The organism is Niastella sp. OAS944, from assembly GCA_024809215.1.
In the GTDB taxonomy this organism is placed as follows: Bacteria; Bacteroidota; Bacteroidia; order Chitinophagales; family Chitinophagaceae; genus Niastella.
The window spans coordinates 825,175-850,191 of the sequence record JANUBW010000002.1 but is presented as its reverse complement, the minus strand read 5'-3'; the positions used below and the strand labels follow the sequence as shown (position 1 = coordinate 850,191).

Sequence of the window (25,017 nt, the reverse complement as noted above, 5' to 3'; positions counted from 1 at the left end):
AAGTTGACAAGGTAATACAGTTATAAATACCCTTGTCAACTTGTCAACTTTTATCCCTTATCTCAGCTCACACCCACGAACATAAATCATGCTTTAATATTCATCAGTTAACGCGAAGGAATTCTTCCTATACATCCACTGCCCACCGGTAAAATCGGGGAATTCAACCGTTTCATTACCCAACTCAATACTCTTTTCACTTAACGGCGTAATGGCGCTCCAGGCGGCGGCATCATAAACATCCATTGGTGTGGTGGTTTTGCGTTTTATTGATTCAATAAAGGCATGCAAAACGAAGAAGTCCATTCCACCATGACCTGCGCCTTCGGTAGAAGCGCCCCAACGTTTCCATAATGGATGATCGTATTGATCGAGGTAGGCTTTGGCATCTTCCCACTTATCGTTGGTTTTGCTTACACCTTCTATATACAGCGAATGATTAACATCCATCCAAATACCTTTGGTGCCCTGAACTCTGAAACCAAGTGAGTAGGGGCGGGGCAGGTTGGTATCGTGTTGTAATAAAATGGTTTCTCCATTGGCACAACGGATCTGTGTGGTAACTATGTCGCCCAGTTTAAATTCTACTTTGGCATTGGGGTGTTGTTCACCACCATTCTTTACAATATACTCATGCAGTCCGCGCGATTTGGTGGCAAAGCTGGAGAGCGATACAAAGCGGTTGCCGTAATTGATGTTGAGCATTTCCGCTACGGGGCCAATGCCGTGTGTAGGATACAAATCACCGTTACGATGTACAGAGTGTTCTGTACGCCAGTGGGCTTCCGACCATCCTTTCTCACCAAATTCAACACCACCACCATACGCCTGTTTACCATCGTTGAATTTAACAGCCCGCAGATCGTGCTGGTAACCACCCTGCAGGTGAAGCAACTCGCCAAACATACCCTGGCGCACCATATTTAATACAGCCATTACATCGCGGCGGTAGCAAACATTCTCCATCATCATAACATGGCCCTTGTGGTGTTCGGTTGCCTTAACCACATCCCAATGGTCTTGCAATGTGATGCCCAGCATTACTTCGGTACCAATATATTTAATGCCGGCTTCTAGGCAGCCAATGATCATGGGCGCATGCCATTCCCAGGGGGTGGCAATAATAACAGCATCCAGTTCTTTTAATTCAAGCATTTTCTTCCAGGCATTTACATCGTCTTTGTAAACCTTAGGCATGGGTTTACCCGATTTTTTAACGATGTTGACGCAACGCTCAAGCATACGCTCATCAATATCACATATGGCTACTACATTAACATCTTTACGCCGAAGCGCATTGTCGAGGTGGTTTTGTCCGCGTAAGCCAACACCAATAAAACCCAGTTTAACTACGGGGTCAGGCGCAGCAAAAATTTTTGCAGAAGGTAATATCAGGCCTGCTGTTGCGAGTCCCGTATTTTTGACAAATGATCTTCGGTTCATAGCTTATTTTTACGTGAAATTTGATGCTGCCAAAATACCAAATAAGCCAACATGAATGCCGCCGCTCAAAAACTTACGCAATCGAATGCAATCCTTGATTTTTACAAAAACCTGTCGCCAAACGTTAAATTACCGGCGGGCGTGGCCATTATGAACCCTTTTGCCGATGCGGGTTCGTGGCAGCTGGCCGAAACATTTTATCATAAGTTTTACAATGATCACCATGAACGCAAATTCATTTTTGGCATCAACCCCGGGCGGTTTGGCGGTGGTGTTACAGGGGTGCCCTTCACAGACCCTATACGATTAAAAGAAGTATGTGGTATTGATAACGACCTGCCAAAGAAAGCAGAGTTATCGTCGCATTTTATATATGCAGTGGTTGAAGCGTATGGCGGAGCCAAAGCATTCTATTACGATTTTTATATAACCGCCTTATCGCCTTTGGGCTTTACAAAAAATGGTGTTAATCTCAACTACTACGATGATAAAGAATTGCTGAAAAACAGTGAGCCGTATATCATTCAATGCATCAATGAACAGTTGAATACCATTGCCACTACAAGGGAGATATGTTTTTGTTTAGGTGAGGGAACCAACTACAAAATATTTCAGAAGATAAATGCAAAGCACGGGTTCTTTAAGGAGATCATTCCATTGCCGCATCCACGTTGGGTTATGCAATACCGACGTAAGAAGATTTCTGAGTTCGTTGATTTATATGTAGCGAAACTAAGAAAGAGTTTGTAGTTTGTGGTTTATGGTTTGTTGTTATTAACTGCGCAAGCTCAAAATTAATTGGGAACCTCAAAGCGGGGCAGCAACCACAAACAACAAACTACAAACCACAAACAAACTAATGCATGCGATCTCCACGAACTTCCAACTTTTGAATCAGGTCTGCTTCAAAAGTCAACCATTCCTGCCATCTTTTACGCACCATGGCTTTTTCACAATAGGTTTCGGCCAGCTCAATAAATAAATGATAATGGCCGGCTTCGCTTTCCATAAAGCGGCGATAGAAGTTGCGCAGGTATTCATCATCGAGCCCTTCGCTCAGCCTTTTAAAACGTTCGCAGCTGCGGGCTTCAATAAGGGCAAATATTAATAGTTTATCGAGCAGCCGTTGTTCGGGACTGCCATCTTTCTTTTGAAATACCTGTAACTGGTTTACGTACTCATCTTTTCGTTGTTTGCCCAACTTCAGATTGCGCTTTTGCAGCTCGGCCAGCACCAGCCTGAAGTGGCCCCATTCTTCGGTAACGATGGGCGCCAGTTCGGTTACCAGTTTTTCCAGGTCGCTATAGCGTTGAATAAGGGAAATACAGCTGGTTGCCGCTTTCTGCTCACAATAGGCATGGTCGGTAAGAATGTATTCTAAAGAAATCTCAGCCAGGTTCACCCAGCGTGGGTCGGTGGGCAGGTGCAGCCCCAATATATTCTTGGTATCGTTGGTAGTGCTCATAAAGTGCACAAAGTTAATGGCTAAGAGTGATATATTTGCCCCGGCATGTATCCACATATGAACGACGACTTCTTACTAAAAAAACTCGATGAGCGGCAGCAGCAAAATGCCTTCCGCCGGCTGTTATTGCCCAACGGCAAAACTGATTTCTGCTCAAACGATTACCTGGGTATTGTGCACAACGGGTTGATAGAGAAAAAGCTGACCGAAACGACCACCGTATATAAACATGGCAGCACCGGTTCGCGCCTGCTGGCCGGCAATTATGCATTGGTAGAAGAGACCGAGAAAATGCTGGCAGCCTTTCATGCTGCCGAAGCAGGTCTTATATTCAATTCGGGTTACGATGCCAACCTGGGCCTGTTGAGTTGTGTACCCCAGCGTGGCGATACCATCATATACGACTACCTAAGCCATGCCTCTCTGCGCGATGGCATCAGGCTTAGTTTTGCCCAATCTTTTTCGTTTAAACACAATGACCTGGAAGATCTGGAGAAAAGATTACAGGCAGCAACCGGTACCATCTTCGTAGTAACCGAATCGGTATTCTCTATGGATGGCGATAAAGCGCCCCTGGTGGCCATTAGCGCTTTGTGCCGGCAATATGGCGCCCATTTGATCGTTGATGAAGCACATGGCACGGGAGTGGTAGGCAGGCAGGGAGAAGGACTGGTGCAACAACTCAACCTGCAGGCAGCCTGTTTTGCGCGCATACATACCTTTGGCAAGGCTGTAGGTTGCCATGGCGCCATTGTATTGGGCAGCGAGCGCTTACGCAATTACCTGATTAATTTTTCGCGATCATTTATCTATAGCACATCACTACCCGAGGCCAGCGTGGCAGCCATACGTTGTGCATATGAGTTATTGGCCGGCATGCATGCCGAAAGGGCGCATTTGCAACAACTGATAAATACCTTTCAGCAGGCCGGTATGCGTTACGAAAAGCTGGTTTCCGATACACCTATACAAATAGTTATCATCCCTGGTAACGACCAGGTTAAAAAGGTGGCCGGTGAATTACAAACGGCCGGCCTCGATGTACGTGCCATCTTATATCCTACGGTTCCGAGAGGGAAAGAGAGGTTGCGGATCGTTCTTCATGCTTTTAATACCATGGGTGAGCTTGAGCAGGTAATAAAAGTTTTAGGCTCGTAGCTACAAGTTATTCAGTTCGTAAGTTATTCAGTTGTTCAGTTGTAGGTTTATCTGCTAACTCAATAACTGAACAACTCAATAACTCAACAATCACTATTTTTTAACTTCATTTTCCGGCAAGTAATATGTTTCATTTGGACCAATTCCCGAAACCTGCATGGTACATTCTTCGGTGAACCATTCATAGTGCGGTTGATCGGCTTTTATTAAAACATAACTTCCGGGGCCATAGGCCATCGACGCTGCAGTAGTGTCGAATACTTTATCCATAACTATATGAGCTGAACCACTGAGGATAGTAATATAGAGGTCGGAATTGTGTACATGCGGCATTCCTTTATAACCGGGCGGGAAAATGTAACGCTCGATGAAGAAACCGGGTTTATTGCGTTGCCCGGCAAGATAAATGTTCTTTCTGCCGCTTGCCAGTAGCGTGTCCTTCACGGGTGGCAATATCATCTTTGCTTTTTCACCTGTCGCCATTGGCGCTTTTGCAAGGTTCTGTACCGGGTTGTTATTATTAGTACAGGACAGCCATGGAACCAGCAGCACTGCCATGGCAAAATGGACTGTCTTTTTCATAGCAAACAATATTTAGGTGACGAATAAATAAAAGAACTGATAAGTAAGTTACTACAATTTGACCAATTATATATTAGTTTATATAGGAGGCTAACGATAATGACGGTGGTCAGCATTGCACGGTTGGGCGGGAGTTCAAGTTTAAACTTTACATGAAGAGCATAAAAAAAGCCCCGACGAGATGTCGGGGCGGTACCACGGACTGTAACCTCTAAGGTTGATGAACTAAACGATTGCTGATGACTACTGAACTGCGAACAACTTTAATGTATAATTGCTATACGAAAAATGCTATTATTAGTAATGCAGCGAACAACAAACCAAGCACTCTCTTCTTTCGCTGATAATTCACGGCTTCCATCTCACTTTTCTTTATAAGGTATCTACTGTATTTATTACACCACAAAAGTCAGCATTAGCCCGCTTTCGCACAATACAACTTTGTGGTAGTTTTCTTGTCAAAATTGGGGGCTATATGACTTACATAATTGCCGCTTTTTGCCCCCTACATGAATGTTATAGCATGCGGCTGCATTCCGTATTAAAAAATGCACTACTTTTAAAAAATCCTTCTAACCCCCGATGTGAATTAGCAATATGCGCATTATCCCATTTATTGTTACCGTAGTTGTAACTATCGGTTTAATTATCACCTTAAGCATGCCTATAGGAAGCATTCCGCCGCTGGGTCGTTTTCTCAGCCCCCAAACCGGGTTTTGGCAGAATGCAGAACCTGTAAATGCCCATCCCGATCTCAACCTTCATTTGCCACAGCTTAAAGATAAAGTGCAGGTGTACGTCGACGACAGAATGGTGCCGCATGTATTTGCGCAGAACGATGAAGACCTGTATCTCGTACAAGGTTACCTGCACGCTAAGTTCCGCCTGTGGCAAATGGAGTTTCAAACCCATGCCGCCGCCGGCCGTTTGTCAGAGATCTTAGGCGCCGGCCCTGATAATGCTTATTTGAACTACGATCGCAATATGCGCCGGGTAGGAATGAAATTGGGCGCCCACCGTTCGCTCGATACAATGGAAAGCGACCCCCAAACAAAAACGATGCTCGATGCTTACACCGCCGGTGTAAATGCTTATATCGATAACCTGCCTGCTAATGAACTTCCGCTCGAATACCGGTTGCTGAACTATGTACCCGAACACTGGAACAATTTTAAAACGGCGCTTTTTTTGAAGTACATGAGCTACGATCTTACGGGGTCAGAGAATGACTTTGAATATACTAATGTGAGAAATATATTAAGCCGTGAAGATTTTGAAATGCTGTATCCCTTACAACAGGATTCACTCGATCCCATAGTGCCCAAAGGAACGGCTTTCACTGCAGCAAAAGCGCCACCACAAACACCGGTATCTGCCGATTCATTATATTTTAAATGGAACACGTTTGCAGGTATAACCACGCCTTCGGCCATTGATAAACCCGATAAAGACAATGGCAGTAACAACTGGGCGGTAGATGGTACCAAAACAAAAAATGGCCGTCCCATTTTATGTAACGACCCGCACCTGGGTTTGAATCTTCCCTCGCTTTGGTTCGAAATGCAATTGCATACGCCGCAATACAATGTGTATGGGGTAACATTCCCCGGCTCGCCGGCTGTTATCATTGGGTTTAACGATAGTTGTTCGTGGGGCGTTACCAATGCAGGCCGCGATGTGAAAGATTATTTCGCTATAAACTTTAAAGACGGTAGCAAACAGGAATACGAACTCAATGGCGGCTGGGCGCAAAGCGATATAATCATTGATACCTTTAAAGTAAAAGGCCGTTTGCCTTTTTATGATACGGTTGCTTATACCATCTTTGGCCCTGTACAATACGATCGTTCTTTCACCGGCAACAGCAGGTCATCTGCTTTTACCAATTGCGCCGTTCGGTGGAAAGCCCACGATGGCTCAAACGAACTAAAAACATTTTACCTGCTCAATCGCATGAAGAATAAAGACGAGTACAAAGCGGCGATCGGGTTTTTTAATTGTCCGGGCCAGAACTTTGTATTTGCATCAAAAAGCGGTGATATAGCCATCTGGCAGCAGGGAAAATTCCCAGTTAAATGGCGCCGCCAGGGCGATTTTATAATGCCCGGTACCGACACTTCGTACCTGTGGCATGGTTCTATAAAAAGCGAAGATAACCCGCATGTGGGCGATACCGCAAACCCTGCACGTGGTTTTGTAAGCAGCGCCAACCAGGCAGCTACCGATACTACCTATCCTTATTATATTGGCGGCAACTATCCAATTTACCGTGGCATTATCATCAATCGTTACCTCAGCCAAATGACGGGCATCACCATCGACGATATGAAGAAAATGCAGACAGATAACTTCAATGTGTTTGCAGAAACTGCATTGCCCTTGTTGTTGACCAATATAGATGAAAGCCTGTTAAGCGCCGAAGAAAGTAAATACTACGATATTTTGCGTGGCTGGAACCTGCGTTACGACGCAATAGAAAAAGCACCGGCCATATTTCAATTATGGTGGGAGAACCTGGAGAAAGAAGTGTGGGCCGATGACCTCGATGTGGCCAGAAAGCCGGTTATAATGCCTGAAGATGCAACACTGGTGAAATGCCTTTCACTAAGCAATTTTAGATTCCTTGATAATATTACAACCCCCAATGTTGAAACGGTACAGGATGTAGTTACTGCTGCCTTTAAAAAAACAATACCGGTGGTTGCAAAGTCCGATGCTCAGTCAACACTGAACTGGGGGAAATATAAAGACGGTGGTATTCGGCATTTATTACGTCTGGCGCCATTAAGCCGTTTTCATTTAGAAACGGGTGGGGGCGAGAACATCATTAATGCCACCAAACAATTTCACGGTCCCAGCTGGCGCATGATCGTTGAGTTAACAGATAAGACCGACGCCTGGGGTATTTATCCGGGCGGACAAAGCGGTAACCCCGGCAGCAAGTTCTACGATGATTTAATTGACGACTGGGTGGCCGGAAAATATAAACGATTGTGGGTAATGGATGAGAAAGAAGCAAAGGATTCAAGGGTTTTATTTACCATCAACTTTAATTAACAACATGAAATTCGGCATCTCTATATTATTGACCTTTACTGTAAGTTTCGCCGCCGGCTTTTATCTTCCATTTTGGAGTGCGGCACTGGTTGCCTTTTTGGTAGCGGTATTTATTTATCAAAAACCGGGTATGGCTTATTTGACCGGCTTTCTAAGCATCTTTTTATTGTGGGGTGGCTTAAGCTGGTGGATCGATGCGCAGAACAACAACATCTTATCGCAAAAGATGGCCAGCCTGTTTCCTTTGGGCGGCAACAGCCTGCTGCTGATATTAATTACTGCCATCGTTGGCGCAATCATTGGCGGACTTTCAGCGTTATCGGGAAGCTTTTTACGCAGGTATTATGATGAAAGAAAGTTGGAAGAGGAGAGGGCGTATTCCGATGAAATATTAATTGGAAAGTAAGAATAAGTTCCTGGTTACAAGTTCCAGGTTCCCAGGCTTTATGTGCAGCCTGTTGAATAACGGCGAACGCTCCGAATTCCAAGACCCGGCACCCGGTAACTGGTAACCGGTAACAGCTTCTTAAAATCCCAAATCCTTATACAAGTAATATTAAATCCTATGAATGATATTCTAACCGGCTTCGACTATTCTCCGCCACCGGCATCCAGGCTAAAACGCTGGGTAGCCTGCTTCATTGATTATGTAATTTATTTTACCCTTATAGGATTTAGCGCATCTATTTGGGGCGATCGCCATGTTAACATTGACGGCAGCGTAAGCTGGGAGTTGAATGGCCTGCCCGGCTTTTTAGCCATTGTAATACCCTGGTTGTTCTTCTTCCCCGCCATTGAATCATTCAACAGCGGACAAACCATTGGCAAAGCCTTGTTTCGTATAAAAACAGTGCATGACGATTTCTTTAAGGTAAGCTTTGGCAGCAGCTTTGTAAAACATATGTTCGACCTCATTGATTTTCTGCCATTGTTTGGCATCCTGGGTTTGCTGGTTACAACCAATAATAAATACAGGCAGCGCATAGGTGACCTGGTAGCCAAAACTGTGGTAATAGATGCTAATTATACACCACCCGCTCAAAATACTTATTAACACAGAGCCCCACCATGGGCTCAACTTTTTTAACTCACAAGCTAAAAAAGCAGGTTGGTCTATTTATAATGCCGTTTTAACTATTTTAGAAAGCAGCTAATCAACAATTGGCCTTATTTTCGCGTTCGTCGCGATTATGAGATTTCTGACTGTCATTTTCCTTCTTATTGTTTGTTCCACATCTGCGCAGGCTGCACGAATCAGCGGCAAGGTTACCGACGAAAAAGGGCAAATGCTGTTGTATGCATCAATCCTCATAAAAGGCACTACCCAGGGTACTACGGCCAATAAAGAAGGCGCTTATTTTCTACAGTTGGAACCCGGTACTTATACCATTGTGGCTCAGTATGTAGGCTATAACCGGTTAGAAAAAACAATAACCGTAGGTGCCGATGATATCACCCTCGATTTTCAACTCTCGTTACAACAATTAAGTTTAAAAGAAGTGGTGGTGCGGCCCGGCGCCCAGGACCCCGCTTATGACATCATACGCAACGCCATAAAAAAGCGGCCGTACTATCTTAAACAACTCAACACGTTTCAAAGTGAAGTATATATAAAAGGGCAGTTACAATTACGGTCGTACCCCAAAAAGTTTTTGGGCGAGAAAATTGAATTTGAAGCGGAGGATACCAGTAAAATAAAAATGCTCTTTTTATCAGAGACCATTGCCCGCTACAGCGTTGAAAAAGGCCGTAAAAGTAAGGTAGAGGTATTGTCAACAAGGGTAAGCGGCCGAAGCGATGAGTTTGGTTTAAGCACGCCACAAATAGTTTCGTTTTACGAAAACAACATTAAGGTTGGCCGCGGGTTAAACCCACGCGGTTTTATTTCGCCCATTGCCAACAGCGCGCTTTATTTTTACCGCTATCAATATGAGGGCACGTTTATAGAAGATGGCCACGAGATCAATAGAATTAAAGTAATACCCCGGCGTAAATACGAACCCCTGTTTAGTGGTTATATTAATATTACCGAGGGCGATTGGCGCATACACAGTTTACAGTTGCAGCTTACCAAAACTTCGCAAATGGAGCTCATAGACTCGTTAAAGATAGAGCAGCTGTATGTTCCTTTTAACAACGATGTATGGGTAATAAAAACACAGGTATTGTACCCTTCGGTAAAACTGTTTGGGTTCGATGCCAGCGGCAGTTTTGTAAATGTGTATTCAAAATTCGATATAGAACCTTCGTTCGAACGCAAGTTCTTTAACAATACCTATCTTAAAATTTACGAAGGCTCAAATAAAAAGCCCCCTGCATTTTGGGATTCTATTCGCCCCCTGCCTTTGCAGTTGGAAGAGGTGAATGATTATCGTAAAAAAGACAGTCTTGAATTAGCACATAAAGCTCCGCAATACCTTGACTCTATTGACCGGCGACGGAATAAATTGCATTTATTTCCACTGGTAGCTACGGGCCAGAATTTTTATCGCGAAAAAAAGCGGGAGACCTATGGCTTTAACCCATTGCTGCAAACCGTGGCATATAATACTGTTGAAGGTTGGTTAATAAACCTGGGTGGGCGATATACAAAACGGCTCGATACCATTCCTGCTTCAAGACGGGCAATAAGTATAGAACCGGCGGTAAGGTACGGGTTCAGTAATAATCACCTGAATGCAGCCGGCACGGTTACCTATACACATGGCCGCAAGTATTTTTCATCGTTCAGCATAAGTGGTGGAAAATGGGTGGAGCAAATAAATAATAACAATCCCATCAGCCAGCTCAGTAATACCATCCGCAGCTGGTTGTTCGAACGTAATTATGCCAAATTTTACGAGGCCTGGTATGGACGATTCAATTTTTCAAATGATGTAGGTAATGGTATAACCATTTTCGGTGGTATGAAGTATGAAGACCGCATTCCATTGGAAAATACCAGCAGCTACTCGTTTGGCGATCGTAAAGGCATTGATTTTACACCCAACTTCCCAATAGAAATAATGACCCGGAACTTTGAACGGCACCAGGCATTGATTGGGAATATTGGTATAAGCTGGCTGCCCGGAACAAAATACATTGAGTACCCTGAGCGTATTGTAAATATCGGTTCGCGTTTGCCCACCCTTACGTTCGAATATTGGCAGGGTATACGTAACTGGCTGGGCAGTGATGTTGAATACGCCAAATGGCGTTTTGATGTAAGCGAGAGCCTGAACCTGCACCTGGGTGGCAACTTCAGATATAAAATGGTGGTAGGTGGTTTTCTGAAACGCGATAGTGTAGCGGTGATCGACTATACGCATTTTAATGGTAACCAAATTTTGGCTTCGGTTGAATATTTGAACGGCTTTCAATTGCTACCTTACTATAAATACAGCAATATGAACCGCCTGTATGCCGAAGGGCATATTGAGCATCACTTCAACGGTCTGCTTACCAATAAGATCCCCGGCTTTCGCGATATTAACTGGTACCTGGTAATGGGTGCCAATGCCCTGTATGCCGATAGCGATAAAGAGTATGTGGAGGTGTTTGTGGGGTTAGAAAACCTGCTTAAGATAGCCAGGTTCGATTGTGTTTGGGGGTTTGATAAAGGCAAAGTGTCTACGTTTGGTTTCCGGTTGGGTATCAGAGGGTTTGGTAAATTGTAAGCAATTGACAAAAGACAAGAATTGCCGGCAAAGTGGCGCATACATTGAACCGGAAGCAACAATTGGTTATATTTAGCTAAACATTTTACCTATGCGTATTAGTTTGCAAAAAATGACCATATGCGCTTTAGTTATGCTGGTTACCATACCGGCAGTAACTGCCCAAACAAGAAGTGGCGGCCAGTTTACACCAACCAATTTCGATCCTAAGAAACATATACTGCTGGTGGCCGAAATGCCCAGCGTAAAAAAGCCCGGCGAAAAGCATGAAGGCGCTACCAAAAAGCTTGATAAGTCGCTGCAGGAGCATTACCCTTACAAATATGAGATTGTTCCAATGGAAGAGATCATAGAAAACCCGGCAAAATATGCGGATACTAATGTATACAAATATGCTCTTATATGCAGTTTAAACAGCTATGAGGGTTCAACTAAAACAACCATAACCACCAGGGATATTTCAGGCACACGTAGTCATTCGGTTTCCCCATCGGCAAATGTAACCAGTATTGATTTTTATTTCTACGACCGGGTTACAGGTGAACATTTTCCCGAAAGCGGCTGGCATTCTTCATTTATAGGAATGACCATGAAAAAGGTTACAGGCATTATTAAAAAGGAAAAAGGACTGTAGAATCAATAGGCAATAGACATTTGGCAATTCGCAAAATTGACAGAGGTTTCGAATTTAAGGAGCCCTTGCCAATTGTGTATTGCCCATTGCATATTGATTTCTTATCTTTGCCGCGTTTAAAAATTTTTGACTGCCCTGCAAGCAGTCGCAAAAATTAAAATATGGCTATTTTACACAACCGCGTCTCCCAGAAGGAGTTGAAAGAACGTTTGTACCAGGAAACCGAACCCCGTACTACCATTTCTTTTTATCAGTATTTCCCCATTGCCGAACCAGAGCAATTCCGCAACGAGCTTTACAGGAATTTAGAGGGCTTAAAAGTGTTTGGCCGCATCTATGTGGCACATGAAGGTATTAATGCCCAAATAAGCGTTCCTGCAAGCAATTTTGAAGCATTTAAAACCTATCTGTATACCATTGAACCATTGAATGGCCTGCGCCTGAACATTGCTGTTGACGATGACGGCAAATCGTTTTGGGTGTTGAAGATAAAAGTGCGTGAAAAGATAGTGGCCGATGGTATTGCCGATGAAACGTTCAATATGAGCAACAAAGGCAGGTATGTGAATGCTGAGCAAATGAATTCCCTGCTCAACGACCCGCAAACAATTGTGGTTGATATGCGCAACCACTATGAATATGAAGTAGGCCATTTTGTAAAAGCGCTGGAAGTGCCGAGCGATACCTTCCGCGAGCAATTACCCATGGCGGTTGATATGTTGAAGGACCAGAAGGATAAGAACATCATCATGTATTGCACCGGCGGTATCCGTTGTGAAAAGGCCAGCGCCTACATGTTACATCACGGGTTTACAAATGTATTTCACCTCGAAGGCGGTATTATCAATTACGCCAAACAAATAAAAGAACAGGGGCTCGATAGCAAATTTATAGGTAAGAACTTTGTGTTCGATAACCGGTTGGGCGAGCGTATTACACCCGAGATCATTTCCAAATGCCACCAGTGCGGCAAACCTGCCGATACACATACCAACTGTGCCAATGATGGCTGTCACCTGTTATTTATACAGTGTGAGGAGTGCCAGCAAAAGCACGAAGGTTGTTGCAGCAAGGAATGCCAGGATTTTATTCATTTACCCGAAGAAGAAAGAAAAGAACTGCGTAAAGGCATCGATAAAGGCCGCAACATCTTCAATAAATCGCGTGCGCGGTTAAGACCAAGGCTTGGTCAAATGGACGAATAAGTTGCAATTCATTTAAAGTAGATGTGTAGCGCACCATTGTTGTGTTGCAATACGCCGTTGCAGGCTGCAACGATCCATTGTAAGGCTGCAATGGACCGAAATCAGGTTGCAATATGGCATTGTTAAGCTGCAACGACCATTAAACAGGTTGCAATGGGGCATTGTAAGCTTGCATTGAACCGAAGTGAGCTTGCAATAACTCATTGCAAGGCTGCAATTCATCGTTGTAAGGCTGCAACGACCCGTTGTAAGCCATCTGCGAGGAAACCTTGTAAGAAAACGCGAATTCCTTCCAACTTTCCTGATTTCTTTCAGGGAAATGTGAATTCCTTTCAGCTTTTCTGGTTTCTTTCCAGGTTTTCCCAATTCCTTTAAACTTTTTTGAATTCCTTCAGGGAAATGCGAATTCCTTCCAACTTTTCTGTTTTCCTTCAAACTTTCCCGAATTCTTTCAGGGTTTTCTCAATTCCTTTAAATATTTCCGTTTTCTTTCAACCTTTCGAGGATCCTTTCCAACTTTCCTTAATTCCTTTAAAATTCTTGGAATTGTTGAAAGGTTTTGGGATTCCTTTTAAAGAATCCGTCTTTTATTAAAATATCAAAACCGTTTTGCAAAGAATGACGATCTCTTTGCAAAACGGCTTAAAGAATAAAATTGATTACCAATTGTTTATTGCAAATTGCTTCTGAGTGGTGTATGCCCGGCCCTTGGCGGGAAGTTGAAGGCTTGCCAATTGCCAATTGCTTATTGCCAATTGTCTATTGGCTTTTCGCCCATTTCAAACACACGGGGTTGCCTACTTCTATGCGCTTTCCGGTATCGGTGAGCAGTCCGGTTTTTTTATCGCGTTTGAAGATCACGATGTTGTCACTTTCCTGGTTGGCTACCAGTAAAAAATTACCCGATGGGTCAATAGTGAAATTCCGCGGTACGTCGCCCCCGGTTGATACATGCCCCAATGGTTTTAACTGGCCGGTTTGGGTATCGATGCTGAAAGTAGCTATGGTGTTCGATGGTGTACGATTGGTAGCATACAGGAATTTTCCATCGGGTGAAATATGAATATCGGCACTCCATTTTTTACCGGTGTAATTGGTGGGGTAAGTTGAAATATGCTGCACCGGCGTAAGCTTCCCGTCTTTATACTTAAAAGCAGAAACCGAACCGCCCATTTCCTCAACCAGGTAGGCCAGTTTGCCATTGGGGTGAAAGGTAAAATGGCGGGGGCCGCTGCCCGGCGTTGTGGCCACAAATGGTACCGCTGCCGGTTCTGGTTTGCCGCTACCGGGGTTAAAGGAATAGATCATTACTTTATCAATACCAAGGTCGCTTACAAAAAGGTATTTATCGTCGGGCGAAAAAACGGTGGAGTGCACATGCGGTTTTTCCTGCCGGTTTTTATCAACGCTGTTGCCGGTGTGTTGAATGGTTGTTGGGGCGCCCAGCGTTCCGTTGGCCATTACAGGCAGGGTTGAAAAGCTGCCGCCGGTATAGTTGGCTGCCGCCACCCATTTGCCGGTTTTGTTTACGGCTACATAACAGGGATGGTCGCCACCGCTTGTTTGTTTATCGATGTATTTTAAGGTGCCATTGTTTTTGTCGAATGCAAAAACCGATACACTGCCTTTGTCATTGGCATCTTCATTAACGGCATATACAAATTTTTCATCGGGACTAAGATCGAGGTAGGATGGATTGGCCGCCTTTGCATTACTAACGGCAACCACCTCCCCGGTTTGGCTATTCATTTTGTATACGTACAATCCTTCACTTTTACCCTTGGTATAGGTTCCCACTAATAAGTAGTTCATTTGGCAATCAGCAATTACAGGAAGCGCAAGCAATAAAGTTTTGAGCCATATGTGTTTCATACACGGAAGTTAGGGAAATAGTTAATAAGTTAACGAGTTGACAAGTTGACGAGTTGACAAATATGCGGAAGACTATTTGTTTTATTACCTGTTACAATTTATTGAAAAAATGTTGGGACCAATAATAGCCGGCTGAAAAACAAACGAGAATCAGAGCAAAAGATAATAAAATTACAATTAAACCAAATGCGCCAAAATAAGTAAGTACTACTACTTTCGCAGGGTTGTCTTTTTCGTAAATCACTTTTATTGTTTCCCCAACATACCAGCTACTGGGCTTGCTTGAAACATCGTGCTCATATATTCTTTTTTCATTATTGTGGGTGGTAAATGTAAAGATCGGCTTGTACGATGTACTATTATCGCTGTCTGTTACTTCTTTTAGCTCTTTTACCATTGCAATAGCTATCATTCCATTTTTTATAAATGTAATACGATTACGAAGAAGAACCAGTCCAACGATAAGTAAAATAAGGCCGGCAATGAAAGTGATAGCGTATCCCATAGTACCCACAAAATATAAAAAGCCCCGAATTTCTGAAAATATCGGGGCCTGTATTTATACTGGTTTTTTCAAACGTGCAAAGCTATAAGATATCAGTAATTTTTTGTAATCTTAACTTATGGCAGAAAATAACGACATTGAAATTCCACTCAGTAAAACAAAGCTAACAAAGCTTTTATTCTTTAGTATTTTATTCCTTGCAGGCGGAGCCTGGATGATCATAGCAAACCCACAGGTTAGTAATCCAATTTTCAATAACGCTTTTGTAAAGGCTTTGGCAGCTTATGGTTCTCTGATTATGGGAGTGTTTGGCATTTATTTCTTTTCGAAAAAGTTGTTCGACAAAAAGCCCGGACTTATTATAAATGAGCAGGGAATTTATGACAATTCAAGTGCTTTCAGGTTTGGGCTTGTACCATGGTCAGACATTTTACAAGTTTATGAAAGAACAGTTCAAAAACAACACTTCGTTACAATAGGTCTTGTAGATCCCGAAAAGTATATTTCGAGGGAAACAAATATTTTTAAGAAGAAATTATTACAGGTAAATTTAAAAAGCTATGGTTCGCCTATACATATTTCAACAAATGGTTTGAAGACGAATCATAAAGACCTGCTCAATTTAATCAATTCATGTTTTGAAAAATACAAATAAAAAAGCCCCGGTGTATTGTAAACACCGGGGCTGCTATTTTAACTCGTCAAGCTACTTCACTTTCTCCAACTCATTCACGATACGGCTATAAGTTTCCTCTTCTGAAAGGTCCTGTGGCACAAACTTCTCCCCAATTACCTTCTCATACAAATCAATATATCTTTTAGAAATTGTATTTATCCACTCATCGCTCATTTCAGGAACGGTTTGTCCTTCCTTGCCCATAAAATTGTTGGCAATAAGCCATTCGCGTACAAACTCCTTGCTCAGCTGTTGCTGGCGTTCGCCGGTTTTTTGTCTTTCTTCAAACCCATCGGCATAAAAATAGCGGCTGCTATCGGGGGTATGAATTTCATCCATCAGGTAAACGGTATCACCAATTTTACCAAATTCATATTTTGTATCTACTAAAATTAATCCCTGTTTGGCGGCAATTTCTTTACCCCGGGCAAACAATTTCAGCGTATAATCTTCAAGTATAGCCCAATCTTCGGCAGTGGCCAACCCTGTAGCAATTATTTGTTCTTTTGATATATCTTCATCGTGTCCTGCTTCGGCCTTAGTGCTGGGCGTTATAATAGGGGTGGGGAAGTAGTCATTTTCTTTCATGCCTTCGGGCAGGGGTACACCGCACAGTTCCCGTTTTCCACTGGCATAGGTACGCCATGCATGGCCCGTTAAATTACCACGCACCACCATCTCTATCTTGAATGGCACACATTTTTTACCAATCGATACATTAGGCGCCGGTACACTTACTAACCAGTTGGCACAAATGTCGCGGGTAGCCTGCAGCATGTATGCAGCGATCTGGTTTAATACTTGTCCTTTATATGGAATGGGACGGGGTAAAATCACATCAAATGCAGAAATGCGGTCACTGGCTATCATTACCAGCCACTGATCTTCAATGGTATACACATCTCTGACCTTACCTTTATAGAAATTCGTCTGCTGTGGGAATTGTAATGATTTCATGGGCCGAAGATACCAGCACTATAGAATATGATGAAAAAAAAGAATTCCCGAAATATCAACAAAATCAACAAGATGTGATTAAATTAATTTTTCTGTTGAATATTACAAGTCGTATTATTGCTCTATAACCATAAAAACTCCATGCTATGAGTAAATGCCCTCGTTGCCTGGCAGCTTTATCCTTGCTCTTATTTTTGACGATTGCTGCCAGTGCTCAAACTAGTACTATTTCGGGAACCGTACGAAATAGTGAGACCAAAGAAGCCGTTCCCTTTGTTACGGTTGCTATTAAGGGAACCGGTTCTGGAACTTATACCAATGAAAAAGGTACTTTTAAACTAACCACATCCCGTGCGTTTCCCCTGACTCTTGAATTTTCTTCCGTTGGTTTTGCTCCTAAAGAATTAGCTGTGCCTGCTGCCGGCGTTCCTTTGGAAGTAGACCTTGTGCCCGGTTCCGACCTGGGTTCCGAAGTAGTTGTATCGGCCAGCCGCGTTCCGGAACGCATTCTGGAATCGCCTGTGTCAATAGAACGCATGAATGTTGGCGCCGTACGCGCCGCCGCTGCGCCGAATTATTATGATGGAATTGCCAACATGAAAGGGGTAGACCTTACAACATCAAGTCTTACCTTCCGAACTATCAGTACGCGTGGTTTTAACGGCAGTGGTAACCTGCGGTTCAACCAGCTGGTTGATGGTATGGATAACCAGGCGCCTGGTTTAAATTTTAGCGTGGGTAATATCATTGGGCTTACCGAGCTGGATGTTGACAACGTTGAACTGTTACAGGGCGCTTCATCTGCATTGTATGGTTCGGGCGGTATGAATGGTACGCTGTTAATGAGCAGTAAAAGCCCATGGAAGTACCAGGGATTAAGTGTTCAGGGAAAACAAGGCTTTATGCATTTTAACGATCCCGCGCAAAGTAATGCCACTCCTTATTACGACTGGTCGCTTCGTTATGCAAAAAAGATCAGTGAAAAATTTGCCTTCAGAGTTTCAGGTCAATTTGTAAAAGCCGATGACTGGCAGGCTACCGATTACCGCAACCTGCAACGGAATAACGTGTTTAGCGGATTGAAGGATGGCGATCGCAATTCAGATCCCAATTATGATGGGGTGAATGTGTTTGGCGATGAGGCCAGCGCCAATCTGGGCTCATTGGCGCAGGCGGGATTATTCGGTCCCACAAATACCACACTTCAGAGTGTAGTTGCTGCATTGGTCCCAACGTTAGGGCGTGCACCTACACCACAGGAAATAATTGGCTATTATGCTAGCCGGCCTGCATATGGGGGGTATTATGCATTGGCTAATGGATTAGCCAGGAACTGGTATGGTTCAAATGTAAGCAGAAGCGGTTATAATGAAAATGATCTGGTTGATTATGATACCTACAATGTGAAAGTGTCAGGTGCATTACATTATAAAATTACAGAGAATACAGAAGTTATATTAGCCGGTAATTGGGGAACTGGTACCACTGTGTATACCGGCGCCGATCGCTATTCTATAAAGAACCTGAAAATGGGGCAGTATAAACTAGAGTTTAAAGGCAAAAACTGGTTTGCAAGAGGATATACCATTCAGGAAAATTCAGGCGATGCTTATACTGCTACGACTGCCGCAGTTGCCATAAACCGGGCCTGGAAAACGGATGCTGCCTGGTTTAATCAATATCTGAGTAAGTATACAGAGCAACGTGCAGGCGGCGCTACTGAGGCTGCAGCACATGCTGAAGCAAGAAACTTTGCCCAAGTTGGAGCACTTGTTCCCGGCGGAGACGGATTTGAAACAGCATTTGATAATGCGGTAAATACACCTATCAGCAAAGACGGCGCTAAGTTTGCAGACAAATCAGACATGTATCATTTCGAAGGTCAGTATAACCTCACTGAGCAAATTAAATTTGCAGAAGTACTGATAGGCGCTAACTTTCGTCGCTATGTGCTCAACTCAAAAGGCACCATATTTGCCGATAGCACCGGCACCATCGGTATCAACGAAATAGGAGGGTATGCCCAGGTATCTAAATGGCTTATTGAAGACCGCCTGAAATTAACCTTTTCGGGCCGGTACGATAAGAACGAAAACTTTAAAGGCCGCTTTACGCCGCGAGCTACTGCATTGATCAAAGTTGCAAAAGACAATAGTTTCCGCTTATCATATCAGCAGGCCTATCGTTTCCCTTCAACGCAGGATCAATGGATAAATCTGAAAACACCAGCAAGTAAACTTATTGGTGGGTTACCTGATTTTTATTCGTTTTATAATTTTGATACAAGCCCGGCATACACGGCAGAAAGTATTACTGCCTATAGGGCCACAGGTAATAACAAGTTGTTGCAGGTGGCGGACTTTGGTACCTTGAAGCCTGAGATTGCCAACTCATATGAGGTTGGTTATCGAGGTTTACTTACCCCAAATTTGCTCATAGATGCATATGGTTATTACAGCCAATACAAGGATTTTCTGGGCCGTAAAGCTGTAGGTCGGCCGATAAATAGAGGCACTGATACTACTCAGTTAAAAAGTCCATTTACAACCGAAAACTACTCTTTTATTGACAACTCAGAAAATACAGTAAATGCGTTAGGCTGGGGCCTAAGCGTAAACTATCGCTTTAGCAAAGGGTACGACTTTGGTGTTAACGTATCGGGCGATCAGTTGAATGATGTTGATTCAGGTTTGGTAACCTTCTTCAATACCCCTAAAGTTCGCTTCAACGTTACTTTCGGTAATGAAAAAGTGAATGGCAGCAACTGGGGCTTTAATATTTTGTACCGCTGGCAGGATGAAATGCTGTGGGAAGGAACGTTTGGTACCGGTCAGGTGAAATCTTTTGGCTCGCTCGATGCACAGGTTAGCTATCGTTTGCCAAAGATCAAAAGCCTTATTAAACTGGGCGCTACCAACCTCACCAATAAGTATTACACCACTGCCTTTGGTAACCCAAGTATAGGCGGTTTGTATTATGTGAGCGTTGGATATAATGTGTTTTAATTTGTAAGTATGAATATAAAAAGGCTGTCTCCCGGTAAGAGACAGCCTTTGCTTTTTTAACTTCTGCCTTCGAAAAAATTCTTGAGCTCAACTGCATACAGGTAAGGAACTTCCATGGCGGCAAAATGTCCGCCCTTTTCGGGTTTACTAAAGTTTGCCACATTCACCTTTCTTTCGGCCCACTCCTGAGGGAACTGTGCCTCGCCGGGAAAAAGCGAAACACCTACCGGCACCTCTACTTTTTTCGCAGATTGTAAACCGCCCATATAAGAAGCTCTTGCATTTTCTGCATACGTTCTAATAGAGCTGTTGATACTCTGGCTTACCCAGTAGATCATTATATTGGTAATTAATTCGTCTTTTGTAAAGCTGTTCTCTATATCGCCGCCGTTATCGCTCCAGGCGTAGAATTTCTCTAAAATCCAGGCTGCGAGGCCTACCGGCGAATCATTTAACCCATAGCTCAACGTTTGCGGTTTTGTTGATTGCAGCATATTGAACGCCCCTTCAGTAAAAAACCAATGCTGTACAGTTTGTCCAAACTGCTGCTCAGCAGGCGACATAACACTCCAGTCCTCACTGCCATCGGGATAACCCACATCTGTAATATGTATTGCTTTAACCTGTTGCGGAAATTGATTGGCCATTGATTTGGCAACAACACTACCCATATCGCCGCCTGCTATAAAGTATTTATCATAGGATAAAACATCCGTCATTAATTTATGTAATATTTCGCCCGACTTATCGCTATTGACAGCCGTGTGACCTGAAAAGCCAAAACCCGGAAGGGAAGGAATAATTAAGTCGAAAGAATTGTTGAACTCCGTTAGTAAGGGTATCACTTTGTAAAAGCGAAAAAATGAATCGGGCCAACCATGTATCAGTAACAGCGGTTTTCTTTGCTCACCTTTTCCTTTTACATGTACAAAATGAATAGCTATACCATCTATTTCTGTTGTAAACTGGTCATACTGGTTTAACCAGGCTTCCTGTTTGCGCCAGTCGTAACCATTGCTCCAATACTGTACTAATTCTTTAAGGTATCCTGAGTTGGTTCCATATCCCCAGCCGGCGCCGGTTGGTTCTTCTGTCCACCTGGTTTGCTTTATTCTTACAAAAAGATCTTCTATTTCTGCCTGCGGTACATTGATCGTAAATCGGTTAATGTTTGCCATGTTTGTTTTGTTTGTTGGTGCATGACAAAAGTAGAAACCAGGGAACACGTGGCATTGTAAAAAATTTACCTATCCCCCGATCAGTTTGATATCAGAAAATATTTTATTATGATCAGAGCCGGTATGAATGTTAAAGTATTGGGCGGGGCTATACCCTGTGAAATGAATAAACTCCTTTACAAAATGCGCCTGATCAAAATAACCATGATCGTAGGTTATGGAGGTCCAGCTAATGTTTGGGCCCTGTTGTTGAATAGCGTTGAGCACTTTGCGAAACCGGTGAAGCCGTTGCAGATATTTAAGTGAAAAGCCGGTTTGCTTTTTCACAACCTGTATTACATGTTTATGCGAGTAACCCGATTTGTGAACAAGCCAGTCGATAGGACTGTCGATATGTTTATCAATAAATTTAACCAGTGACGTTTCAAAGCTGTTATCGGCAATATAATTTATAAAGTAGCGCTCTATATGTTCAAATATTTTGTCGATCTCCGGTTCGTTTATAAGCAGCTGATAAAGCTTGTTGGCAGTGTTGCCTAATAACAGATCTATTTCCAGACCGGGATAAATGATCTCAGACATGGGTATTTTGGTAAGTGCATAAAACCCGCCGATTGTAAACCGAATGCTTACAATGGTGGAATGCATGTTGTTTTTGTAAACAACTGCCTGGGCATTGGAACCCGAAACCCAACCCCGCTTCATGGTGCGCTCACCCTGTAACTTGCTATCGGTATACAATGTATTTACCGAATCATTCTCCAGTTCAATAACAAGGTTCAGCTTTGCATCGGGCAATTCAATTAAATACGGCACCTGCTGGGGACCATTTATATATAAAATGTGCTGTATGTATTGCGACAGCGGATAAGCGGGAATATGTTTTTTGAAGATCAAACCGGCAAGTAATTTTTGTAAATTACAAAAAAGGACCGCATCGCTGCGATCCTTTTTCTTTATGCTTTAATTAAATGCGGTTATACTTTATTGAGCGCATTGGTGAAATCGATAACAATACCATTTCTTTTTTCAGGGTTCGACCATGCTGTAAAAGTTGGAATTGTTTTATCCTGCAGTGCGCGATTGAATTGATAAGCCCGGCTAACATCAGTTACTTCTTTCAGTTTTTCACCGGTTTTATAAAAATGGGTAAGGTAGCACATGTCCTCGGTATATTTTTCAGTAAGCCATTCGTCAAGGTCATACACGCCCAGTTGGTGCAATATAAAAATGCCATAACAGTTGGCTTCCCATTCGTATTGTTGTAATCTTAGCAAAGTAGCATCATCGGGTTTCTCATGCAATACAGACCCTAATGATCGCAGTTCGTCGCTTACATTCCATTGTATAGAGTGCCCCACCAGGTGAAGTACGTTAAAAAGTTCCTCCTCATCATCGAGAGCACTGGCTATCCAAATTCTTGCCCCATCGAGGTCGCCTTTAAAATAGGGGTCAAGGTCAGATGTGTCAATTATTTTTAATCCGAGCTGGTTTTCAGCATAAAGCTGCAATTTTTTTAATACGTCGGTAAATCGCTGGGGGGTGATTGCCATATTTACTATAGTGGTTTTTCGGTAAAAGCCGGTGTAACGTCTATTTTTTGGCTCGCAACCAGACTATAAATGATTTCAGTTTGAATAAAAACTCGAAATTAGCGTTTAAAACACACAATTTCATAATACATATACCATGTCACTCAAAAAATTCCTGCAACAAAAAGGTTTCATTGAGAAAGAGGAGGAACCTGTAAAAAAAGAAGGCGAAAAAAAGGCCGGCAGTTCGGGAACACAAGATCAACAGCAACAGCAGCAATCGATTGAACCAACTTACTTTCCGCTTTATGGTAGTGAGGCAACAACAGATACCAAAGCTGGCGCCACGCCGGCCCAAACACCCGTTGCAACTACCAGCACTCCGGTGAGCAATACTGCCGAAAGTGTAGACCCCGCCTTTATTAAATTTTTTGAGGACGAGCTGGCGAAACAAAACTTCCCGGGGCCCGACTATTTCGAATTTCGTAAACAAATGCAGGCAATGTACCAGAAGATAGGAAAGGGTACACCGCCCAACGTTATATTGCAGGCAGTATTAACAAGTTTTGAAGCAATGAATGTTCCCGCATCAAGACTGCTCGAAACGGCTAAGCAATACAAAGATATTCTTGAGAAGAAAAAAGTTGAGTTCCTGAATGGCGCCGGCGCCGAAAAAGAAAAACAACTAAAAAAACGGCAGGATGCATTACAGGCGCACCAAAACAACCTGAAAACAATGCAGGACCAACTGACGCAACTGAAAAACCAGGAGCGTCAATTAATGGAGTTGATCACAAAAGAGCAAACCCAGCTCGAAGTGAACAAAACGCTCGGAAAGGAAAGCATTGAAAAGATAGAGCGTGCTGAAAAACAAATAGCTATGGCCCATAATTATATGGTGACCGCCATAGATGCCGACATATCGCAACTAAATTCCACCCATCATTGATAGTGTATTTTGTAACATATTGATCCATTTCACGACTAACCCTTAAAACAATTACTTATCATACTATGAGCAACATGGTAAAAAGTTCTTCTAACATCTTTACGTTGGAAACGAATGACGAGAAAAAAATGCGGATGGTTATTACCGCAATAGCTATTATCGCATTCCTTGGTATCGGTTTGTTTTTCCTGCCAAAAATTACGCAGATCATCCATAACTGGATCGACTTCGGTATTGCGTTGATAGAATTGTTCGTTATCGCAGTGGTAATAGGTACCCTGTTTGTAATGCGTAATGTGCTTTATAACTTATGGAAAGGCATGGTGCGGAAAATGACACGCTGGTTAATTAAAACCAACCTGCCCGACATGCTTGAAGTAGTAGTAGCCAATCGTAGAGAAGTGCTTTCCAAATTCAATGGCAGCATTCACAAAATGATGAGTGCAATTACCCTGCACGAAAGGAAAATGGTGGATAGAAAGAAATCCATGCAAGACAATCTCGACTACGCCACACAATTTAAAAAGCAGGCTGAAAATCCAAAAGCAGATGCCCATGCCCGTGAAAAGGCGGAAGACCAGGCAAAACACTTTGGGCGCGAAGCTGCTGAAGATAGAAAGCTGTTGGAAAGCATGCAGGCCGATAAAGAAAAAATGCTTAAAAGCTATAATTTCTTCGATCGCCTGTATAACAACCTGCAGAACAGCACAGAGTCTGTATCCAATACCATTGGCCGCTTACGCGATCAGCTGGAAACTTCAGAAACATGGCGCGAAGCCGCAAAAAGCGCATCGAGCCTGTTAGGTGTATCGGAGTTTGAGACCATTACACTTGAAGAAACACGTAATCGCATTGCCGAAAATGAAGCCGAAGTAATGATGATGATCCACGATCATGAAACATTACTGATGAAGATGGAAGCCGAAAACGGTATCATGGACGATGCTGGTCAAAAACTGCTGGAGCAATACAGCAATAAAGTAGATGTGTTTGCATTCATGGATAACAAGGATACAAAACCCTCTTCAAATGATGGCGGCCTTGATACTTCATGGTTATCTGCCAACCAGGACCTGCTTAAATAACAATATTCAAATCATTCATTTAATAAACGTTTTTTTAGATCGTTTAACCCGAATCAAT

General features: G+C 43.1%; 21 protein-coding genes. 12 read left to right on the top strand and 9 right to left on the bottom strand.

The window, feature by feature from the left end; translation table 11 throughout:
• Positions 1–93 precede the first annotated feature (93 nt).
• Positions 94–1,443: a Gfo/Idh/MocA family protein gene (locus GGD38_RS14085; protein WP_375300194.1), complete on the bottom strand. Its 1,350-nt coding sequence runs from the start codon at positions 1,441–1,443 to the stop codon at positions 94–96.
• A gap of 51 nt (positions 1,444–1,494) precedes the next feature.
• Here GGD38_RS14085 and GGD38_RS14080 point away from each other — a divergent pair, with 51 nt between their 5' ends.
• Positions 1,495–2,193 carry a uracil-DNA glycosylase family protein gene (locus GGD38_RS14080; RefSeq protein ID WP_375300195.1) on the top strand — a complete coding sequence of 233 codons (699 nt, stop codon included), beginning with the start codon at positions 1,495–1,497 and terminating at the stop codon, positions 2,191–2,193.
• A gap of 106 nt (positions 2,194–2,299) precedes the next feature.
• Here GGD38_RS14080 and GGD38_RS14075 read toward each other — a convergent pair whose 3' ends face one another.
• Complete coding sequence (locus tag GGD38_RS14075) at positions 2,300–2,908, bottom strand: tRNA-(ms[2]io[6]A)-hydroxylase (RefSeq protein WP_375300196.1); 609 nt, start codon at positions 2,906–2,908, stop codon at positions 2,300–2,302.
• 45 nt (positions 2,909–2,953) lie between these two features.
• Between GGD38_RS14075 and GGD38_RS14070 the strand changes: the two genes are divergently transcribed.
• Positions 2,954–4,066, top strand: coding sequence for an aminotransferase class I/II-fold pyridoxal phosphate-dependent enzyme (locus GGD38_RS14070; RefSeq protein WP_375300197.1), 1,113 nt, complete (start codon positions 2,954–2,956; stop codon positions 4,064–4,066).
• Positions 4,067–4,159: 93 nt separating this feature from the next.
• Here the strand turns inward: GGD38_RS14070 and GGD38_RS14065 are convergent, their stop codons facing one another.
• Entirely contained in the window at positions 4,160–4,648 is a 489-nt protein-coding gene (locus tag GGD38_RS14065; RefSeq protein WP_375300198.1) for a cupin domain-containing protein, read from the bottom strand.
• A gap of 597 nt (positions 4,649–5,245) precedes the next feature.
• On the opposite strand from GGD38_RS14065, the gene GGD38_RS14060 reads away from it, so the two are divergent.
• From GGD38_RS14060 to GGD38_RS14035, 6 genes are all read left to right on the top strand, one after another.
• Entirely contained in the window at positions 5,246–7,705 is a 2,460-nt protein-coding gene (locus GGD38_RS14060) for a penicillin acylase family protein (protein WP_375300199.1), read from the top strand.
• A gap of 4 nt (positions 7,706–7,709) precedes the next feature.
• Positions 7,710–8,111, top strand: a complete 402-nt coding sequence (locus GGD38_RS14055) for a hypothetical protein (protein WP_375300200.1) — start codon at positions 7,710–7,712, stop codon at positions 8,109–8,111.
• A gap of 159 nt (positions 8,112–8,270) precedes the next feature.
• The gene (locus GGD38_RS14050; protein WP_375300201.1) at positions 8,271–8,759 is read left to right on the top strand and encodes an RDD family protein; all 489 of its coding nucleotides are present in this window, start codon (positions 8,271–8,273) and stop codon (positions 8,757–8,759) included.
• Between the two features lie 136 nt (positions 8,760–8,895).
• Positions 8,896–11,361 (top strand): DUF5686 and carboxypeptidase regulatory-like domain-containing protein, encoded by a 2,466-nt coding sequence (locus GGD38_RS14045; RefSeq protein WP_375300202.1) that lies wholly within the window; start codon positions 8,896–8,898, stop codon positions 11,359–11,361.
• 91 nt (positions 11,362–11,452) lie between these two features.
• Positions 11,453–11,995: a hypothetical protein gene (locus tag GGD38_RS14040; RefSeq protein WP_375300203.1), complete on the top strand. Its 543-nt coding sequence runs from the start codon at positions 11,453–11,455 to the stop codon at positions 11,993–11,995.
• Between the two features lie 161 nt (positions 11,996–12,156).
• Positions 12,157–13,200 carry a rhodanese-related sulfurtransferase gene (locus GGD38_RS14035; protein ID WP_375300204.1) on the top strand — a complete coding sequence of 348 codons (1,044 nt, stop codon included), beginning with the start codon at positions 12,157–12,159 and terminating at the stop codon, positions 13,198–13,200.
• Between the two features lie 759 nt (positions 13,201–13,959).
• Here the strand turns inward: GGD38_RS14035 and GGD38_RS14030 are convergent.
• Together GGD38_RS14030 and GGD38_RS14025 are read right to left on the bottom strand one after the other, a co-directional pair.
• Positions 13,960–15,072 (bottom strand): lactonase family protein, encoded by a 1,113-nt coding sequence (locus tag GGD38_RS14030; protein WP_375300205.1) that lies wholly within the window; start codon positions 15,070–15,072, stop codon positions 13,960–13,962.
• Between the two features lie 91 nt (positions 15,073–15,163).
• Positions 15,164–15,577, bottom strand: coding sequence for a DUF3592 domain-containing protein (locus tag GGD38_RS14025; RefSeq protein WP_375300206.1), 414 nt, complete (start codon positions 15,575–15,577; stop codon positions 15,164–15,166).
• 118 nt (positions 15,578–15,695) lie between these two features.
• On the opposite strand from GGD38_RS14025, the gene GGD38_RS14020 reads away from it, so the two are divergent.
• On the top strand, positions 15,696–16,232 hold the full coding sequence (locus GGD38_RS14020) for an STM3941 family protein (protein ID WP_375300207.1): 537 nt from the start codon (positions 15,696–15,698) through the stop codon (positions 16,230–16,232).
• 51 nt (positions 16,233–16,283) lie between these two features.
• Here GGD38_RS14020 and GGD38_RS14015 read toward each other — a convergent pair whose 3' ends face one another.
• On the bottom strand, positions 16,284–17,210 hold the full coding sequence (locus GGD38_RS14015) for a phosphoribosylaminoimidazolesuccinocarboxamide synthase (protein ID WP_375300208.1): 927 nt from the start codon (positions 17,208–17,210) through the stop codon (positions 16,284–16,286).
• A gap of 146 nt (positions 17,211–17,356) precedes the next feature.
• Between GGD38_RS14015 and GGD38_RS14010 the strand changes: the two genes are divergently transcribed.
• Positions 17,357–20,215, top strand: a complete 2,859-nt coding sequence (locus tag GGD38_RS14010) for a TonB-dependent receptor domain-containing protein (RefSeq protein WP_375300209.1) — start codon at positions 17,357–17,359, stop codon at positions 20,213–20,215.
• A 56-nt stretch (positions 20,216–20,271) separates the two neighbouring features.
• Here the strand turns inward: GGD38_RS14010 and GGD38_RS14005 are convergent, their stop codons facing one another.
• From GGD38_RS14005 to GGD38_RS13995, 3 genes are all read right to left on the bottom strand, one after another.
• The gene (locus GGD38_RS14005; RefSeq protein WP_375300210.1) at positions 20,272–21,393 is read right to left on the bottom strand and encodes an epoxide hydrolase family protein; all 1,122 of its coding nucleotides are present in this window, start codon (positions 21,391–21,393) and stop codon (positions 20,272–20,274) included.
• Between the two features lie 69 nt (positions 21,394–21,462).
• Positions 21,463–22,290 (bottom strand): helix-turn-helix domain-containing protein, encoded by an 828-nt coding sequence (locus tag GGD38_RS14000; RefSeq protein WP_375300211.1) that lies wholly within the window; start codon positions 22,288–22,290, stop codon positions 21,463–21,465.
• Positions 22,291–22,370: 80 nt separating this feature from the next.
• Complete coding sequence (locus tag GGD38_RS13995; RefSeq protein WP_375300212.1) at positions 22,371–22,946, bottom strand: hypothetical protein; 576 nt, start codon at positions 22,944–22,946, stop codon at positions 22,371–22,373.
• Between the two features lie 136 nt (positions 22,947–23,082).
• Between GGD38_RS13995 and GGD38_RS13990 the strand changes: the two genes are divergently transcribed.
• The gene (locus GGD38_RS13990) at positions 23,083–23,874 is read left to right on the top strand and encodes a hypothetical protein (RefSeq protein ID WP_375300213.1); all 792 of its coding nucleotides are present in this window, start codon (positions 23,083–23,085) and stop codon (positions 23,872–23,874) included.
• A 65-nt stretch (positions 23,875–23,939) separates the two neighbouring features.
• Complete coding sequence (locus GGD38_RS13985) at positions 23,940–24,959, top strand: hypothetical protein (RefSeq protein WP_375300214.1); 1,020 nt, start codon at positions 23,940–23,942, stop codon at positions 24,957–24,959.
• Positions 24,960–25,017: the final 58 nt, after the last annotated feature.